This is a genomic window from Lentzea albidocapillata, from assembly GCF_000719115.1.
Lineage (GTDB): Bacteria > Actinomycetota > Actinomycetes > Mycobacteriales > Pseudonocardiaceae > Lentzea > Lentzea albidocapillata.
On record NZ_JOEA01000002.1, the window covers coordinates 1 to 17,460 of the forward strand.

The 17,460-nt window shown below is 67.4% G+C and carries 13 protein-coding genes; 5 read left to right on the forward strand and 8 right to left on the reverse strand.

The genetic code is table 11. The features are described 5' to 3' along the window. Positions 1–583 (forward strand): STAS domain-containing protein (locus IG04_RS0102175; RefSeq protein ID WP_030474795.1); only part of this gene is annotated, 583 nt, incomplete at its 5' end. A 140-nt stretch (positions 584–723) separates the two neighbouring features. Here IG04_RS0102175 and IG04_RS0102180 read toward each other — a convergent pair. After that, entirely contained in the window at positions 724–960 is a 237-nt protein-coding gene (locus IG04_RS0102180) for a hypothetical protein (RefSeq protein ID WP_030474796.1), read from the reverse strand. Positions 961–973: 13 nt separating this feature from the next. Between IG04_RS0102180 and IG04_RS0102185 the strand changes: the two genes are divergently transcribed. From IG04_RS0102185 to IG04_RS0102195, 3 genes are all read left to right on the forward strand, one after another. Then, a complete protein-coding gene (locus IG04_RS0102185; RefSeq protein WP_030474797.1) occupies positions 974–1,924 on the forward strand; it encodes an arabinan endo-1,5-alpha-L-arabinosidase in 951 nt (316 codons plus the stop codon). Positions 1,925–1,968: 44 nt separating this feature from the next. Further along, on the forward strand, positions 1,969–3,465 hold the full coding sequence (locus IG04_RS0102190; RefSeq protein ID WP_030474798.1) for a family 43 glycosylhydrolase: 1,497 nt from the start codon (positions 1,969–1,971) through the stop codon (positions 3,463–3,465). A 72-nt stretch (positions 3,466–3,537) separates the two neighbouring features. Further along, positions 3,538–4,920 (forward strand): glycoside hydrolase family 43 protein, encoded by a 1,383-nt coding sequence (locus IG04_RS0102195; RefSeq protein ID WP_245815829.1) that lies wholly within the window; start codon positions 3,538–3,540, stop codon positions 4,918–4,920. Here IG04_RS0102195 and arfA read toward each other — a convergent pair. From arfA to IG04_RS0102215, 4 genes are read right to left on the reverse strand one after another with little or no spacing between them, the layout of a single operon-like run. Beyond that, complete coding sequence (arfA, locus tag IG04_RS0102200) at positions 4,914–6,419, reverse strand: arabinosylfuranosidase ArfA (RefSeq protein ID WP_030474800.1); 1,506 nt, start codon at positions 6,417–6,419, stop codon at positions 4,914–4,916. The genes IG04_RS0102195 and arfA overlap by 7 nt on opposite strands. Before the next feature lie 7 nt (positions 6,420–6,426). Further along, positions 6,427–7,290 carry a carbohydrate ABC transporter permease gene (locus IG04_RS0102205; protein ID WP_051768699.1) on the reverse strand — a complete coding sequence of 288 codons (864 nt, stop codon included), beginning with the start codon at positions 7,288–7,290 and terminating at the stop codon, positions 6,427–6,429. Then, entirely contained in the window at positions 7,287–8,252 is a 966-nt protein-coding gene (locus IG04_RS0102210) for a carbohydrate ABC transporter permease (RefSeq protein WP_030474802.1), read from the reverse strand. The genes IG04_RS0102205 and IG04_RS0102210 overlap by 4 nt, the downstream gene beginning before the upstream one ends. Before the next feature lie 60 nt (positions 8,253–8,312). After that, the gene (locus tag IG04_RS0102215) at positions 8,313–9,626 is read right to left on the reverse strand and encodes an ABC transporter substrate-binding protein (protein WP_051768701.1); all 1,314 of its coding nucleotides are present in this window, start codon (positions 9,624–9,626) and stop codon (positions 8,313–8,315) included. A gap of 373 nt (positions 9,627–9,999) precedes the next feature. On the opposite strand from IG04_RS0102215, the gene IG04_RS0102220 reads away from it, so the two are divergent. Continuing rightward, positions 10,000–11,031 carry a LacI family DNA-binding transcriptional regulator gene (locus IG04_RS0102220; RefSeq protein WP_030474804.1) on the forward strand — a complete coding sequence of 344 codons (1,032 nt, stop codon included), beginning with the start codon at positions 10,000–10,002 and terminating at the stop codon, positions 11,029–11,031. Positions 11,032–11,071: 40 nt separating this feature from the next. On the opposite strand, the gene IG04_RS0102225 is transcribed toward IG04_RS0102220, so the two are convergent. The 3 genes from IG04_RS0102225 to IG04_RS0102235 form a co-directional block, all read right to left on the reverse strand. Continuing rightward, on the reverse strand, positions 11,072–14,143 hold the full coding sequence (locus IG04_RS0102225) for a glycoside hydrolase family 2 TIM barrel-domain containing protein (RefSeq protein ID WP_245815830.1): 3,072 nt from the start codon (positions 14,141–14,143) through the stop codon (positions 11,072–11,074). 246 nt (positions 14,144–14,389) lie between these two features. Next, the gene (locus IG04_RS0102230) at positions 14,390–16,117 is read right to left on the reverse strand and encodes a family 43 glycosylhydrolase (protein ID WP_211257645.1); all 1,728 of its coding nucleotides are present in this window, start codon (positions 16,115–16,117) and stop codon (positions 14,390–14,392) included. A 4-nt stretch (positions 16,118–16,121) separates the two neighbouring features. Beyond that, positions 16,122–17,456 (reverse strand): right-handed parallel beta-helix repeat-containing protein, encoded by a 1,335-nt coding sequence (locus IG04_RS0102235; RefSeq protein ID WP_084400760.1) that lies wholly within the window; start codon positions 17,454–17,456, stop codon positions 16,122–16,124. Positions 17,457–17,460: the final 4 nt, after the last annotated feature.

Consider the following 17,460-nt stretch of genomic DNA (forward strand, 5'->3'; position numbering starts at 1 on the left):
CCTCGCGGCCGGTGTCTTCCTGCTGATCCTGGTCTTCACCCTGGGCCCGGTCGTCTCCCTGATCCCGATGGCGGCACTCGTCGCGGTCATGGTCTTCGTGTCGATCAGCACCTTCGACTGGACCAGCATCAAGCCGGCCGCACTGCGCCGTGCGCCCAAGAGCGAGACCGCCGTGATGGTCGTGACCGTCGGCACCGTCGTCGCCACCCACAACCTCGCACTCGGCGTCATCGCGGGCGCCCTGCTCTCGGCGATCTTCTTCGCCCGCCGCGTGGCGCACCTCGTCGACGTCTCCAGCGTCCTCGACCCGGACGGCACCATCCGCGTCTACGCCGTCACCGGCGAGCTGTTCTTCGCGTCCAGCAACGAGTTGATGCACTCCTTCGACTACACCGACACCGTGACGAAGGTGGTCATCGACCTGTCCGACGCGCACGTGTGGGACAGCTCTGCGGTCGCCACGCTCGACGCCGTGACCGCGAAGTTCACCTCTCGCGGCATCGAGGCCGAGATCATCGGACTCAACCCGCACAGCGAGCAACTGCACACCAAGCTGTCGGGACAGCTCGCCGGATCACACTGAAAAGACCCCCAGGGGGCGATGTGATCGCTAACATTTGCTCAATCCTCGGTTTGGTTTCACTTCAGATCGATCACGCGTATTAGCAGCTCAAAGCTGATTCGATCCCATCGTGGTCGAAAAATTCGATTGCACAACCACTGTTAGCGATAACAGGAGGTCTTGTCGAGCGTGCCCGGCATCGTTATCGTGCGGAGAGCGCTTTCGATGATGTAGGCCCGGAACACGACCAGCCGACGTCCTCGCACCGCGCAGATCACCACACCGGCACCGGACGTCCAGTCACTCGCGCTGACCCTGCTCAACCGGCCGATGCCTCCACCGCACCGGATCGGCACCGAACCGCGCCGCCGCAACCACTCGCCAGAAATCGAGGACATTGTGGTCTTATCGATGAAACGCGTTCTGATACCGCTGCTGGCATTGGTCGTCACCGTCGTGGTGGCACCCTCCGCGTCGGCCGCCTACCCCGCCCCAGGCCGGGTCACCGGCGACATCGGCGTGCACGACCCGAGCACGGTCAAGCGCTCGGACGGCAGCTACCTGGTCGCGCACACCGGCAACGGAATCGCGCTCAAGACCTCCACCGACCGCACCGCGTTCCGCAACGCCGGCGCCGCCTTCCCCGGCGGCACGCCGTGGGCCAGCACCTACACCGCGAACAGCCGCAACCTCTGGGCGCCGGACATCTCCTACCGCAACGGCCAGTACTGGATGTACTACTCGGCCTCGACGTTCGGCTCCAACCGCTCGGCGATCTTCCTGGCCACCAGTCCCAGCGGCAACTCCGGCACGTGGACCAACCGCGGCCTGGTCATCGAGTCACGCACCAGCGACAACTTCAACGCCATCGACCCCGACCTCGTCGTCGACGACCAGGGCCGTTGGTGGCTGAGCTTCGGCTCCTTCTGGTCCGGCATCAAGATGATCGCGCTCAACCCGTCGACCGGTCTGCGCTCCGACTCCACGGTCCGCTCCATCGCCGGCCGCAACGGCGGCGCGATCGAGGCGCCGAACATCGTCAAGCGCGGCAACTACTACTACCTCTTCGTCTCGTTCGACCGCTGCTGCCAGGGCGCCGCCAGCACCTACCGCGTCATGGTCGGCCGCTCCACCAGCGTCACCGGCCCCTACGTCGACCGCAACGGCACCGCGTTGACCTCCGGCGGCGGCACCGAGATCCTCGCCGGACAGGGCAGCATCCACGGCCCCGGGCACCAGGACGTGCTGGCGGACAGCGACGGCGACGTGCTCGTCTACCACTACTACGCGGACAACGGCGCGTCCCTGCTCGGCATCAACCTGCTGGCGATCGACTCAGCCGGCTGGCCCTACGTCCGCTGACCGCATGTACCTGACACCCGTGCAGCGCCCGTAGGGGGAAGAGCATGATCTCGACCATCAGCCGCCGTAGACGACGGCGGACCACCCTGGTCCTGGCCACCACCACCGCGTTGCTCGGCGGGATCACCTCCGCCCTGCCACCGGCAGTGTCGGCGGCCACAGTGGACACCAACGCGTCGTACGTACTGGTCAACCGCAACAGCGGCAAGGCTTTGGACGTCTACGACCTCGCCACCCACGATGGCGCCCGGATCTCGCAGTACACCCGCAACGACGGGGCGTGGCAGCAGTGGCAGTTCGTCGACTCCGGCGGCGGCTACTACCGGCTCAAGTCCAAGCACAGCAACAAAGTCCTCCAGGTCTCGGGCGGCTCGACCGCCGATGCCGCCGACCTGGTGCAGTGGGCGGACAGCAACGCGGCCAGCCAGCAGTTCCGGCTCGCGGACTCGTCCGGCGGACACGTGCGGCTGCTCAACCGCAACAGCGGCAAGGCCGTGGAGACTTACGAGTGGTCCACCGCCGACGGTGCCAGGGTCGTGCAGTGGCCCGACACCGGCGGCGCGAACCAGCAGTGGCAGCTGGTGAAGCTGGGTACGCCCGTGGCGGGAACGTTCACCAACCCGATCAAGCGCAACGGCCCGGATCCCTGGCTGCAGTACCACAACGGGTACTACTACCTGGCGACGACGACGTGGAACTCCACGATCACCATGCGCCGATCGCGCACCCTCGCCGGGCTGTCGAGCGCCACCGACCAGGTGATCTTCAACCTGTCGGGCCGTCCGAACGGGTGCTGCAACATGTGGGCGCCGGAGTTCCATCTCCTCAACGGCCGCTGGTACCTCTACTACGTCGCCGGCCAGAACGTGCCGGACTTCAACCCCACCCAGCGGCTGCACGTGCTGGAGTCCTCCGGCACCGACCCCATGGGGCCCTACAGCTTCAAGGCCGACCTGGGCAACACCTGGGAGCTGGACCCGAGCATCCTCCAGCACGGCGGCAAGCTGTACCTGATGGGCAGCGCGACGGACGGCACCCAGTCGTTGACCATCACCCCGATGTCGAACCCGTACACGCTCAGCGGCGCGCGACGCACGATCAGCCAGCCGACGCTGGCCTGGGAGCGGCAGACCCATCCGGTCAACGAGGGCGCTGAGCCGTTGTACCGCAACGGAAAGACGATGATCGTGTACTCGGCCAGTGCGTGCTGGGGTCCGGACTACAAGCTGGGACTGCTCACGCTCACCGGGTCCGACCCGCTCAACCGGGCGCACTGGACGAAGTCGCCCAACCCGGTGTTCCAGCGCAACGACGGCAACGGCGTGTTCGCACCTGGACACAACGGGTTCTTCAAGTCGCCCGACGGCACCGAGGACTGGATCGTCTACCACGCCAACGACAGCGCGTCGGGTGGCTGCGACATGAACCGCTCCACCCGCGCGCAGAAGTTCACCTGGAACGCCGACGGCACGCCGAACTTCGGCACCCCGGTCCGCCTCGGCACGCAGCTCGCCGCCCCGTCCGGCGAACCCGCGGCCTGACCGATCACCCCTCCGATGGCCGGCGGCCCTCGCCGCCGGCCATCCCCCGTCGCTCCGGACAGGAGACGTCCCGTGCTGCAACGACGCACTTTTCTCGCCGGTGGAGTGGCCGCGGTGGCTCTGGCGGGCGCGAACCGGCTCACCGCGCTCGCCGCGCCCGGTGACGCCGCCTACGTGATGGGCTACTTCACCGAGTCGCCCGGCAAGGTCGCCGACCGGTACGCCCTGCACCTGGCGGTGAGCACCGACGGCCTGAACTGGATGCCGCTCAACCAGGGCAACCCGGTGGCGACCCCCACCGCGGGCACCAAGGGCCTGCGGGACCCGTTCGTCATGCGCAAGCAGAACGGCGGGTTCGTCGTGCTGGCGACCGACCTGACCGGTACCGACTTCACCCGCCAGAACCAGTACATCCACGCCTGGGACTCGGCCGACCTGCGGTCGTTCACCGGGTACCGGCGGCTGAAGATGCACTCCATGCCGACCCACACGTGGGCGCCGGAGGCGTTCTGGGACGCCTCGCGCAACCAGTACGGCATCCTCTACTCCGCCAACAGCGGCGGCCGTGACGCCTTCTACGTCAACTACACCACCGACTTTGTCAACGTCGGCGCGCCACAGCTGTTCTTCGACCCCGGCTTCAACGTCCTCGACGCCACCGTGCACGTCGGCAACGGCACCAACTACCTGTACTACAAGAGCTTTCGCGACGGCCGCCTCTACGGCGCCCGATCCTCCACCCTCAACCCGCGCAGCTTCGACCGGGGCACCTACACCGCCGGCGTGGTGAGCGGCGGCATCGAGGCCCCGATCGTGGTCAAGGCCCACGACCGCAACGAGTGGTGGCTGTGGGGGGACTCGTTCTCCCCCGTCAACGGCGAGCTGTACGCGTGGCGCTCGGGCAACATCGCCACCGACTCGTGGTCGCCGCTGACCAAGGCCCAGTACACCCAGCCGCTCAACGCCAAGCACCCCACCATCTGCGGCATCACCACGACCGAGTACAACGACCTGGTCAGCCGCTGGGGCGCGCCCACCTGGAACCGGATCAGGTCCTACAACTTCCCCGACCACCTCATCCGGCACGCAGGCAACGCGGCGCGCATCGACCCCTACCCGTTCGACCCGTACCAGGACGCGATGTGGCAGCTCGTCCCGGGCCTGGCGTCCTCGGCCGGCATCTCGTTCCGCTCGGTCAACTACCCCGATCGCTACCTGCGCCACATCGATTACACGGTCACCCTCGCCGCGAACGACGGCAGCTCGACTTTCGCCGCCGACGCCACTTTCCACCGTGTCGCGGGACTCGCCGACTCGACGTGGTCCTCGTTCCGCTCCCACAACTTCCCCGACCGCCACATCCGGCACTCCGGATACGTGCTGCGGATCGACCCGATCTCGACCGGGTCAGCGGCGGCCGACCGCCAGGACGCCACCTTCCGCATCGGCTACTGACCGTTGGTGAGGCGGACGGCGGTCCAGGACCTGGGCGGCAGGACGACCTGCAGGTCGCGATCGATGATGTCGGCCTTCTGCGGTTGCGGGACCACGCGGTCCGGGTCGGTTTCCGTGTTGGTCGCCGCACCGTCCTCGTCGTGCACGGACCACGCCTCGGCCACCGTCACCTCCCCGAACGAGGCCAGGTCCGCCCGGAGCTCCACCGGCTCGGACTGATGCCGGTTGACCACGAACACCACCGTGTCGCCCGTTTCGGGGTCATGGGTCGCGACCGCGTCCACGACGGGGACGTCACCGAAGCGCTTGGTCCAGTACGCCGGCGAGGACGTCTCCACCCGCAGCACCTGTCCACGCGCCAACCGCGAGGTCAACGCGAACGGGTGGAAGATCGTCTGGCGCCACGCCGGCCCGCCCGGCTCGCTGCGGATCGGCGCGATCACGTTGACCAGCTGCGCCTGGCACGCCACGGCCACCCGGTCGCTGTGCCGCAGCAACGACATCAGCAGGTTGCCGACGACGACCGCGTCGTTCACGTCGTACTGGTCCTCGATGACCCGCGGCGCGATCTCCCACTCGGTGCGCGGTGTGTCGTGGAACCGCTTCATGTACCAGACGTTCCACTCGTCGAACGACAACGTGATCCGCTTGTCGCTCTTCAGCCGCGCGCCGACCGCGTCCGCCGTGGCGACGACGCTGTCGATGAAGTGGTCCATGTCCACCGCGGAGGCGAGGAAGCTGTCCACGTCACCGTCCAGCACCTCGTAGTAGGCGTGCAGGGAGATGTGGTCCACCTCCTCATACGTCAACTCGAGGACGGTGGACTCCCACTCGCCGAAGGTGGGCATGGCCGAGTTCGAACTGCCGCACGCCACCAGTTCCAAGCCCGGCTCGGCCTGCCGCAACGCGCGGGCCGTTTCGGCGGCCAGCCGTCCGTACTCGTGCGCGGTCTTGTGGCCCAGCTGCCACGGGCCGTCCATCTCGTTGCCAAGACACCACAACTTCACCCCGTGCGGCGCCTTGGTTCCGTTCGCCTTGCGCAGCTCCGACAGGTGCGTGCCGCTTTCGTGGTTCATGTACTCGTGTACGTCGAGCGCTTCGGCGACACCGCGGGTGCCGAGGTTCACCGCGTACATCACCTCGACGTCGGCCTTGCGTGCCCAGGAGATGAACTCGTCGATGCCGACCTCGTTCGTCTCGAGGCTGTGCCACGCGAGTTCGCGGCGCACCGGGCGCTCGGTGACCGGGCCGACACCGTCCTCCCAGCGGTAGCCGGAGACGAAGTTGCCGCCGGGGTACCGGACCAGCTCGACCCCGAGCTCACGGGTCAGTTCCAGCACGTCGCCGCGAAAACCGTCCTCGTCGGCGGCCGGGTGGCCGGGTTCGTAGATTCCGGTGTAGACGCAGCGGCCCATGTGTTCGACGAACGACCCGAAGAGCCGGCGTCGCACCGGCGCGACGACGTAGTGGGGGTTGAGGACCAGGGAAGCGTTGAGCACGGTTCTCCTACTTCAGAGCGCCTGCCGCCGCGCCGCTGCGCCAGAAGCGCTGCAACAGGACGAAGGCGACGACGAGCGGGACGATGGCCAGCAGCGAGCCGGTCACGACGAGGTTGAACAGCATCCGGTTCCCCGCGTCCTGCTGTGCGGTGTTGAACCAGGTGGTCAGTCCGACGGTCAGCGGGTAGAGGTCGGCGTCGCTGAGCATCACCAGCGGCAGGAAGTAGTTGTTCCACGTCGCCACCAGGGTGAAGAGGAAGACGGTGACGAGCGCGGGACGCATCATCGGCATCGCGATCTGCCAGAAGATGCGCAGCTCGCCCGCCCGGTCGATGCGTGCGGCGTCGATCAGCTCCACCGGCACGCTCTCGTCCACGTAGACGCGGACCAGGTACGCGCCGAACGGGCTGAGCAGCGACGGCAGGACGACCGCCCACATGGTGTTGACGATGTCGAGTTCGGACAGGATCAGGTACGTCGGCAGCACCAGTGCGGTGGCCGGCACCATGATCATGCCGAGCAACGCGGTTTCGAAGAACCGCTTGCCCAGGAACGAGAACCGCGCCAGTCCGTAGCCCGCGGCGGCGGCGAGTGCGGTCGCGCCCAGAGCGCTGAGCCCCGCGTACAACGCCGTGTTGACCAGCCACGCGCCGTAGACGCCGCCGTCCTCGCTGAACAGCTGCTCGATGTTCTCCAGCAGGTTGAAGTCGGCGAACCACAGCGCCGGGCTGTCGAGCAGGTCCGGCTGGCTCTTGGTGGCCGCGATGACCACCCAGAGCAGCGGCACCAGGAAGTACAGGATGCCCGCGCCCATCAGCAGATGTGGAAGCCAGGTCTTCCCCGTCGTGTTGCCGGCTGCACCGCTGGTCATGAGCGTGCTCCCCGCCTGCGGTTGACGAACACGAACGCGTAGGCCACCACGAACACCAGGAAACCGAGCGTGAACGAGAGTGCGGCCGAGTAGTTGAAGTCCGAGTAGGCGAACGCCTGGTTGTAGGCGTAGAGGTTCGGCGTGTAGCCCGCCGAGATCTGCGGCGCGAACCGGGCCATGATCTGCGGTTCGGTGAAGAACTGCATGGTGCCGATGACGGTGAAGATCGCGGCCAGCGAGATGGCCTGCCTGATCGCGGGCACCTTGACCCGCAACGCGATCTGCACCGGCGTCGCCCCGTCGATGACCGCGGCCTCGTACATCTCGCGCGGCACGCCCTGCAGCGCCGAGTACAGGATGATCATGTTGTAGCCGGTCCACGCCCAGGTCACGATGTTGCCGAGCGACACCAGCAGCAACGAGGCGCTGAAGAAGTCGATCGGGTCGCCGCCGACGAGCGTCGGCAGGTCCGCGAACGGGCCGAACGTGCGGCTGTACAGGAAACCCCACATGAGCGCGCCGACGACGGCCGGCACGGCGTAGGGCATGAACGCGATGAGCCGGAACGCCACGGCGAACTTCGTCGTGACGGCGTCGAGCGTCAACGCTCCGGCCAGCGCGATGCCCAGCATGACGGGGATCTGCACCAGTCCGAAGAGGACGACCCGCAGCAGGCCGTCCAGCAGAACCGGGTCGGTGAACGCGCGCACGTAGTTGTCGATGCCGGTGAACCGGGTGCCGAGCGCGAGGCTCTTGCTGGACAGGCTGAGCCAGAACGCGTAGCCCAGTGGCACGACCAGGAACGCGACGACGACGAGGAAGAACGGCAGGACGAACAGCGCTCCGGCCACCGGGTGCGCGGTGACCCGGCGTCGTCTCCGTCGTGACTGGCTCTCGACCGGACGGGGAGACGGCGGCAGGTCGTCGGCCGCGGGTGCCGTGATCGGTACGGACCGCGTCACGGGGGACCTCCTGGACTGGGGTGGTCGGCCTGCCGCGGCCCGCGGCAGGCCTCGGGTGCGCTACCGGCTGACCTTGAAGCCCTGCTTCTCGGCGTACGCGACGACGTTCTTCTGCGTCTCCTCCAGCACCGTGCTCCACTGCCTGCTACCCGACATCGCCTCGGCGGTGCGGTCGTTCAGGTCCTTGAAGACGAAGTCCTGGAACGGCGTGTACTGGAACTCGCCCAGCTTTTCCGACACCGGCACGAAGATCTCGTTCACCTTCTGCCCGTTGAAGAAGTCGTACGCCTTGCCGGTGAACGCCGGGTCAGCCGCGACGTCCTTCACCAGCGGGTACAGGAACGCCTTGTTCAGCCCGATGTCCCACGCGGTCTTCGAGCGGCCGAACAACTCGCGGGCCACCGTGGTCGCTGCCTGCTGGTTCTTGGCCTGCTTGGTCACCGTGAACGTCGAACCACCCCAGTCGCCCTGCTCGTCGGCGCCCGCGGTCCACTGCGGCATCGGCGCGACCGCCCACCTGCCCGCGGTGTTCTTGAGCGAGCCGGCCACGTAACCGGGCGTCCAGCCGGCCGCGGCCCAGGTCCAGTACTTGCCGGAGTCCAGCGCCGCGGTGGCGTCGGCGGTGAAGAACTTGTCCTGGGCCATCAGGCCCTTGTTCACCAGGTCGCCGTACAGGTTGACGACCTTCTCGCACTCGGGCGCGGTCAGGTTGATCTTCACTTCGTCCTTGGCCCTGGCCTGCGAGTAGCCGTACGGCCGGCAACCCGCCTGCCACATCAGCCCGTTGAGCCAGCCGCCGTCACTGCCGAAGCTCGCGATGTAGGCGTTCGGGTCGGCGGCCTTGATCTTCGCCGCCGCGTCGGCGTACTCCAGCCACGTCGTCGGCACCGGGATGCCGTGCTGGTCGAAGAGGTCCTTCCGGTACATCAGCGCCATCGGTCCCCCGTCCACCGGGATGGCGTAAACCTTGTCTCCGTCGGTGGCCTGGCTCCACGCCCACTCGGCGTAGAGGTTCTTGTCGTCGTTGGCGCCGTACTGCCCCATGTCCACCAGTGCGTCGAGGATGACGAACGTCGGGATCTGCTGGAACTCGACCATCGCCACGTCCGGCGCGCCCTTGCCGGCGGTGAACGCCGTTTTGAGCTTGGCGTACTGGTCCGGGCCGGTGCCGACGTTGGTCCAGTCGACCTGGATGTCCTTGTGGGAGGCGTTGAACGCGTCGACCACGCCCTTGAACTCCGGGTACCAGGCCCAGACCGACACGCGCACGGGCCCGTCGGCGTTGTCCGCGGCTCCGCCGCACGCGGCCACAGCGAGCAGGCCGGCGACGACGAGCCCTGCACGGAGTTTCGCCATCCATTTGGTGCCGAGCATGAGTAGCGCCTTTCCGTCGCGGCATGCATCAGGGCATGCGCCATCACCATCACGGTGCGTGATCGGGAATGCGGTAACCCCGTGTGGCACGAACCGAGGACCGCAGAAGTCTGTGCGGTGCTGCACCACGGCTGACGGGCGTGAGTGAACCGACCGTGGCTGCCGCCGTGGCAATGGGTCTTGCTGCGCTGCAAAGCACTATGGACTGCCTTTTGCTGCGCTGCAAGACCCAATCTCATGTCAGTCGAACGAGCCGCGGGCCCGGTCCCACGTGCCTCGGAGGGCCGGGACTTGTCGTGGCGAGGACCAGCGGGCACACTGCGTTGCAGCGCTGCAGCGGTGGGCCGCCGCGCCGGTCTGACGGAGTGAGCCGATGCGCGATGCCACGCTGCGTGATGTTGCCGAGCTGGCGGGGGTGTCCGCGCGCACGGTGTCGAACGTGGTCAACGGCTACGCCCCGGTCACCGAGCCCACCCGCGAGAAGGTCGAGAAGGCGATCAAGGAGCTGGGCTACCGGCCCAACGTGCTGGCCCGCAACCTGGCGAACGGCCGGTCAGGGCAGATCGCGGTGGTCGTTCCCTTCCTGGACGTGCCCTACTTCTCCGAACTGCTCCAGGCGATCATCCCGAGAGCCCGCGAGCGGGGCTATCACGTGCTGATCGACCAGACCGACGGCGATCCCGCCCACGAGCGAGAACTGATCCGGCGCGGCGCACGGGCGGCCCTGTTCGACGGAATGATCTACAGCCCCCTCGGCTTGGCGCAGGAGGACCTGGCCGAGAGCGACCCGACGTTTCCGCTCGTCCTGCTCGGCGAGCGGTCGTCCAACGCCTTCTTCGATCACGTGGGCATCGACGACGTCGAGGCGTCCCGTGAGGCCACAGCACATCTGATCGGCCTGGGCAGGCGCCGGATCGCCGCGATAGGCGATCAGCCGTACCCGACCGGCGAGGCGGCGCAGTTGCGCACCCTCGGCTACCGGCAGGCCCACGCGGACGCCGGTCTGCCGGTGGACGAGTCGCTGATCGTCCAGACGGGCCGGTTCAACCGGGCCGACGGCGCGGCCGCCATGCGGGCGTTGCTCGATCGGGACGACCCACCGGACGCCGTTTTCGGCTACAACGACACGGTGGCGCTCGGCGCGTTGCACGAGGTGCTGGAACGCGGGTTGCGGGTGCCCGAGGACATCGCGCTGATCGGCTACGACGACATCGACGAGGGCCGTTATGCCAACCCGGCGATCAGCACCATCTCTCCGGACAAGGACGCCATTGCCACGACGGCGGTGGAACGGCTGCTCATGCGCATCGGCAGCAAGGAACCACTGCCCGGCATAGAAGTGCGTGCCTCGCACCGGCTGATCGCCCGCCAAAGCACCGTGGGGCGCGCACCACGCGCGGAGTGATTGCCCCAAGGCGGTGCTTCAGCGAAGCGACTCGCCCCTCCTAACGTCCGGCCGAGGCTTGTGAGATGCCGAGGAACCCGTGGGTGGTTCCCGGTGCGGAGCTGGTGAGGTCCAAGCGGATGCGATCGCTGCGCACCGCCGCGAACGTGATGTTCGCGGTCGTACCGCCGGACCAGTCGACCTTCACGTCCCGCGCCGGCACGAACGCACGGCCGTTCCAGTACGACACCGCGATCGAGGCGGGCAGGGCGTGTGAGGCGTCGCTGAGGAACGAGGCCCGCACCGAGCCGGCCTGACCGTCTGCGGAGACGGGCAGCGACACCCAGTCCGTCGCGTGCGCCCGGCTCACCGCCGGTAGCAATGCCGTGGCGCGCTTGAGGTAGTAGTTCGACCAGAAGGTCGAAGCACTTCCGTCGAGCATCGCTGCCGGGACCGTGTCGCGGGCACCCGAGTAGCTCGCGTCCGCTCCCGGTGCGGGCGCCGGTAGCGGGCCGGGATCGGCGGTGGTGGCCTGGGCGGCACCGGACCGTCCACCGACCGCCGTGACCAGAGTGGACGCCGTGCGCAGGCCGGGTGCCCTGGCCGTCACCGTGATCACGGAGGCCGTCCGTCCGGAACGGACCATCGCCAGCGCTTTGCCGTTGAACGCGGTGCGCGAGCTCGCCTGGTAGTTCTCCGCGCTCTCCTGGCGGCCGTTGTCGAGACCGGCGAGGCTGCCGCCGCGGACCTGGAAGGAGATCAGGTCGTCCGCGTCCGGCACCACCACGCCCGCGTGGTCGACGACCTCGGCCGTGACGAAGGCGAGCCCCTCGCCACCGGCCCTGGTCACCCTGCGGTCGGGCGTCAGCCTGATCGCGTGCGGCTCGCCCGCGGTGCGGACCTCGTCCCTGGCCACCTCCACGCCGCCGCGCCGCGCGACCGCGACGAGCCGTCCCGGCTGGAACGGCACCGACCACGTCAGGTGCAGCTTGCCCGCACTCCCGTTGGGGCTGGTGTAGCTGCCGGGATAGGGGCCGGTGGTCACGGTCTTGTCGTCGCCGGTCGCCTCGGTGGTTTCCAGGTACCGGCTGCCGTGAACAGTGGTCTTGGTGTCGAACTTCCTTTCTCCCAACGACTTTCCGTTGAGGTAGAGCTCAACGGTGTCCGCGTTGCTGTAGGCCCACACCGACACCGGCTCACCCGCCTTGTGCCCGGTCCAGTTCATCGGCAGCAGGTGCACCATCGGCTCACTGCTCCACTGGCTGCGGAACAGGTGGTAGAAGTCCTTGGGGAACCCGGCGGTGTCGACGGCACCGAAGAACGACGACTTCACCGGGTACACGTCGTACGGCGTGGGTTCGCCGATGTAGTCGAATCCGGTCCACAGGAACTGACCGGCGAACCACTTGCGGTCGCGGTCCTTCTTCAAGCCGTACTCACCGCTGTAGGTCCACGTTTCCAGGTTGTTGTCGTAGGACGACAGGTTGCGCCTGCCCGGTGTGTGGTTCTCCCCTGTGTTGAGCTGGTCCGGGTCCTGGTAGTGGCCGCGGGTCGAGGTGGAGGACGACGACTCGGCCTCGAAGAAGAACTTGCCGGGGTAACGGGCGTGCAGCGCGTCGATCGAGGAGGCGTCGTTGTAGTTCAGGCCCAGCCCGTCGAGCATCTGCAGGATCTGGTCCTGCGGTGAGCCGATCGCGGGCACCCGGCGGTACCGGTCGCTGCCCATCACGATCGGACGGGTGGTGTCGATGGCCCGCACGTCGTCGATGAGCCGCCGGGCGATCGGCGGGCCCGCGGCCGCGCTGGAGTCGGGGATCTCGTTCCCGATCGACCACATCACCACCGACGGCGAGTTCTTGGCCGCGTGCACCATCTCACGGAGGTCGGCGCTGCTGTGGTCGTCGAAGAACCGGCCGTAGTCGAACTTCGTCTTCGGCGTGCGCCAGGTGTCGAACGCCTCGATCTGCAGGAGGATACCCAGCTCGTCGCACGCCCTGACGAACTCCGGCGAGGGCGGGTTGTGCGAGGTGCGCACGGCGTTCACGCCCATGCTCTTCATGATCCGCAACTGGCGCACGATCGCGTCGGAGGAGACCGCTGAGCCGAGCGCACCCAGATCGTGGTGGAGGTTGACGCCCTTGAGCTTCATCTCCACGCCGTTGAGGGAGAAGCCGTTGTCCGGATCGAACGCGAAGTACCGGATGCCCGTGCGGGTGCTGACGGTGTCCACGACCTTGCCGCGCACTCGGATCTCAGTGTCCACTGTGTACAGATCCGGCCGGTCCACCGACCACAGGGCAGGTTTCGCGATCCTGATGTCCGCGGTCGCCGTACTCGGTTCGACGGCCAGCGCGGCACGTGCCGTACCCCGGCCGACGATCCGGCCGCGCGGGTCCTTGACCGTCGAGACGATCTCCGCTCCGGTGCCGCCGCTCTCGCTGACGGCGGTAGTTGCGACACGCATCGTGGCGTAGCCGGACTTGATCGTGGTCTCCAGGTCGGGCGTCGTCACCTTCACGCCGTGACGCGTGACGTGTGCGGGCTCGGTCACCACCAGCCGGACGTCGCGGTAGATGCCGCTGCCCGAGTACCACCGGCTGCTGGGCACCTGGTTGCGCACCTTGACCGCGAGCGTGTTCGGTGTGCCGTCGGTGCGCGCATCGAGGTCGTACGCGAATCCCGTGTAACCGTATGGATGACGACCGAGCAGATTGCCGTTCAGATACACCTCGGAGTCCATGTAGACGCCGTCGAACTCGATCGACACCTTCTTCCCCGCCAGCGACGGCGGCAGCGTGAAGGTCTTGCGGTACCAGCCCAGACCGCCGGGCAGGAAGCCGGTTCCGGCTCCGGTGTGCGGACCTTGCACCGGGTCGAGCCCGATGCTCCAGTCGTGCGGCAAGCGCGTGTCCCGCCATGACCGATCGTGCTCACCGGGCTGTGGTGCGTCCTCACCGGTGGTGTTCACCAGGGCGAACTGCCAGGCTCCGGTGAAGTCGACGGTCCGTCCGGCCGGCTGGACGTGCGAGGCCCGCGCCGGTGTCTGGACGGTGCCCAGCCCCGCCACCACCACACAGCTGAGAACCAGTGCCCAGAACTTGGCCCACAGTCGATTCGATCGTCGAACAGCCAAATTTCACCACCCTGTAGCGGTTTCCGCGTCGATCGACGCGATACCCATCCCAGGAAAGCGCTTACCAGCACCGTGCGCAAGAGATGGGCGCCGGGCATGAGCGTGGACTTCCCGGACGGTCCGGCGAGTGATGGGGGCCAGATTGGTGCCGTCACGCGGCACGACGTCCACCCCGGCGCCGATGGCCGGGGTGGAGGTCGTCGATCACACCGCTGACGCGGTCTCTGCCTGCCGACGCTGCCCTGGTTACGGTGAGGTCTTGACCAGTGAGAGCTGGTCGACGACGACACCGCCCGAACCCGACGCCCGCACGGTGACAGTGGCGCCCCCGCTGGGCAGCACGATGCCGGTGAGCTCACGCTTGGCCCAGCCGCCCGACGACGGGATGCTCAGGGTGCGCTGGCTGCCGTTGGCGCCGGTGATCACGACCTGTCCGGCACTGCCCCGAGCGTGCAGGGCGAGGGTGTAGGTGCCCGCGGGCACCGACTCGATCCGCTGCTCCACGCCGCCCCTGTTGCTCACCTGGAGGGCGAAACGAGACCCGTTCACACCACCGTTGACGTTGGTCACCGAACCGCCGAGGTTCCGCCACCCCCGCACACTGGAGACGATGATGCGGTCGGCCTGGATGTCCGGGTTGAGGATGTAGTTGTTCGCCGGTCCGACGCGCCATTCGCCGGTCGTGACGTTGAACTGCCACTGGCTCACCGAGTGGAACCGCGGCCGCGCACCGGTCTTGGTGATCGGCAACCACTGGTTGTACCCGATGCCGTTCCAGGCGAAGTCGGCCCAGCGGTCGCCGGCGTAGATCACCGTGTTCTGCTTGGTGCCCTTGACCGTCACGAAGAACCCGGTCTGGGTCACGTGGCTGTAGTCCATCTCGGTGCCGGCAAGGACGTACTCGCTGCTGTAGGAGCCCTGGACGTTGCTGCTGGTCGACTCATTGACGTAGTTGACCGAGGTGTTCCAGCCGTGCAGGTCCGACGCCGCGTGGTAGTACTTGCCGTCGAGCTTGAACATGGCGTTGCCCTCGCGACCGCCGCCGCGGCGGATCTCCACGCCTGGCTCGATCCGCAGCGAGTCGGACTCCCGGAACTTGGCCACGAAGCCGCGCGACCGTCCTTCGCGGTTGGAGAAGATCAGGTAGTCCTTGCCGTTGTCGTCGGTGAAGACCGTCTGGTCACCGGTGCCGGTCGTGGGCGAGTTGGTGATCTGGGTCTGGAAGTAGCCGTAGTCGAAGGTGTCGGTCGGTGAATCGCCCTGCAGCAGCAGAACACCGTGTCCGCCGCGACCGGTGTGCCACATCTGCACGGCGAGCACGTACTTGCCGGTGTTCTCGTTGTACGAGACACCGAGCCGGCCGACCCAGCCCGCACCACCCATGTTGGCGCCGCTGCCCACGCCGGTGGAACGCGTCGCGACCCGGTTCTCGAACTTCCAGTTCACCAGGTCCTTCGACGAGTACACCGGGATCGACACAAAGCTGACGTTCCCGTCGTACTTGCGCGTCGGGTTGGCCCGGTAGAGCTCGGCACCGGTGTAGTGCACGCCGTACCAGTAGTAGGTGTCGCCGAACTTGAAGACGCCGCCACCCTGCGAGTAGATCGGGTTGCCGCTGGTGTCCTTCCAGAACGTGTTGTTCGTGATGGTCTGGAACGTGCCATCGTCAGCAGCCTTCAGGTCGGCGGCGGCGTTCATCAGTGCCGTCTTCGCGGTGGCTACTTCAGACGTGGCGGCTGACCGGTTGCCGGCGACACCGGCAGCGGTGGTCAACGCCTTGGCGAACGGAGCCCAGGAGTCAGACGTGTACTTCGACGGAACGCGGGTCTGGTAGTCGCGGACCAGATAGTCCAGACCTCGCTCCGCCACTGCCGGTTCCGCCACTGCGGGGTTAGCCACCGCGGGGTTCGCCGAGAGTGGCACCACTGTCGCCACCAACAGCATCGCGGCGGCGGATAGCTTCCAGTACCTCAAGATGTCACCTTCCATCGTTCTCGAAGGCGCCGAGATCCGGCGCACTCCCGCTGAAGGGCAGTCCCACGTTGGTGCCCTTGTCGATCAGAACGCTGTTCGCGGCGAGGCGGAGATGGGGAAGCACGGGCAGACTGCCGTCGGCTTGGCGGGGTGCGTCCCAGCCGGACGTCGACACGCTCCGGAACTGCGCGTCCGACAACGGGACGTTGAGGTTCCAGGAGTTGTGCGAAGCCGTCGTACCGTTCATGTTCGCCAGCAACGTGCCGGTGTAGGCGATGTTGTTGCGCAGGGTGCCTCTGCCGACGGAGGCGCCGCTCGAGTTGATCCCCCGCATGTCGAAGTCGGGACGGTTGCCGTAGCTGGTGTTGTTGAAGTAGTCGTTGGCGACCGGGTGGTGGTTGGAGTAGAAACCCGCGGCCTTGTTGTTGAACGCCACCGAGAAGCGGACGGTGTGCTTCACCGCCCCAGTGTCGTACTCGCGGCCGAAGCCACCCGTCTTGAAACCGGCACCGTTGCCCGCGGACGTCGTCGTGCCCGGCACATACCCGTTGCGCCACGCCCACGAGTTCTCGATGAGCACGGGCGAGTAGGTGGAGATGAGGTCGAACCCGTCATCGGCGTTCCACCACGCGCGGCACCCCCGGAACACGTTCGCGGGCCGCCCGGCGGGCGTGTAGTGCGAACCGAACCCGTCGGCGTTCTCGCCGGGGCTGTCGTTGCTGCGCAGGTCGTAGTTGTCGTGCGAGTCCGAGTTGAGGACGAGGTTGCCGCCCCCGCCGTTGATGAACAGGCCGGTGCCCATGTGGTGGTGGGTGTCGATCTGCTCGAAGATGTTGTTGCTGCCGGAGATCCACAGCCCCCAGGACTCGGCGTTGCGGTTGTTGTTCTGCGGTACGCCGGTGACTTCCAGTCCTTTGAGGTGGATCCAGCTGCCGGTGACGCTGAATCCCTTGATGCGGCAGTCGTCCTTCATGCGCGAGAAGTCGAAGACCGGCTTCTCCCCCGGCTGGGCCCAGTACCGGATCGGGTTGCCCGAGCTTCCGCTCTTGTTCAGGGTGATCGCGTCGACTCTGGCCGTCTGGCTCGAGCAGGCGCTGTTCGCACGGGTGTAGGCGTACCTGCCGCCGCGGAAGTAGACGGTGTCCCCCGGCTTGGCGGCGGTCTGCGCGCGGGCGATCGACGCCCACGGAGCGGCCTGGGTGCCGGCCGCACTGTCATTTCCGTTGGGAGCGACGTAGTAGACGCTCGCGGCCGATGCCGGACCGGCGGTGATCACGACAGGGCTCGCCGTGATCACCGTGACCAGGAGCGCGCGGGTCAGGTAGATCGTGTTCTTCACGGCG

Coding starts and splice junctions, on each gene's coding strand:
- IG04_RS0102180 (WP_030474796.1), bottom strand. CDS start 960: ATGTCCTCGATTTCTGGCGAGTGGTTGCGGCGGCGCGGTTCGGTGCCG.
- IG04_RS0102185 (WP_030474797.1), top strand. CDS start 974: ATGAAACGCGTTCTGATACCGCTGCTGGCATTGGTCGTCACCGTCGTG.
- IG04_RS0102190 (WP_030474798.1), top strand. CDS start 1,969: ATGATCTCGACCATCAGCCGCCGTAGACGACGGCGGACCACCCTGGTC.
- IG04_RS0102205 (WP_051768699.1), bottom strand. CDS start 7,290: ATGACCAGCGGTGCAGCCGGCAACACGACGGGGAAGACCTGGCTTCCA.
- IG04_RS0102215 (WP_051768701.1), bottom strand. CDS start 9,626: ATGCTCGGCACCAAATGGATGGCGAAACTCCGTGCAGGGCTCGTCGTC.
- IG04_RS0102220 (WP_030474804.1), top strand. CDS start 10,000: ATGCGCGATGCCACGCTGCGTGATGTTGCCGAGCTGGCGGGGGTGTCC.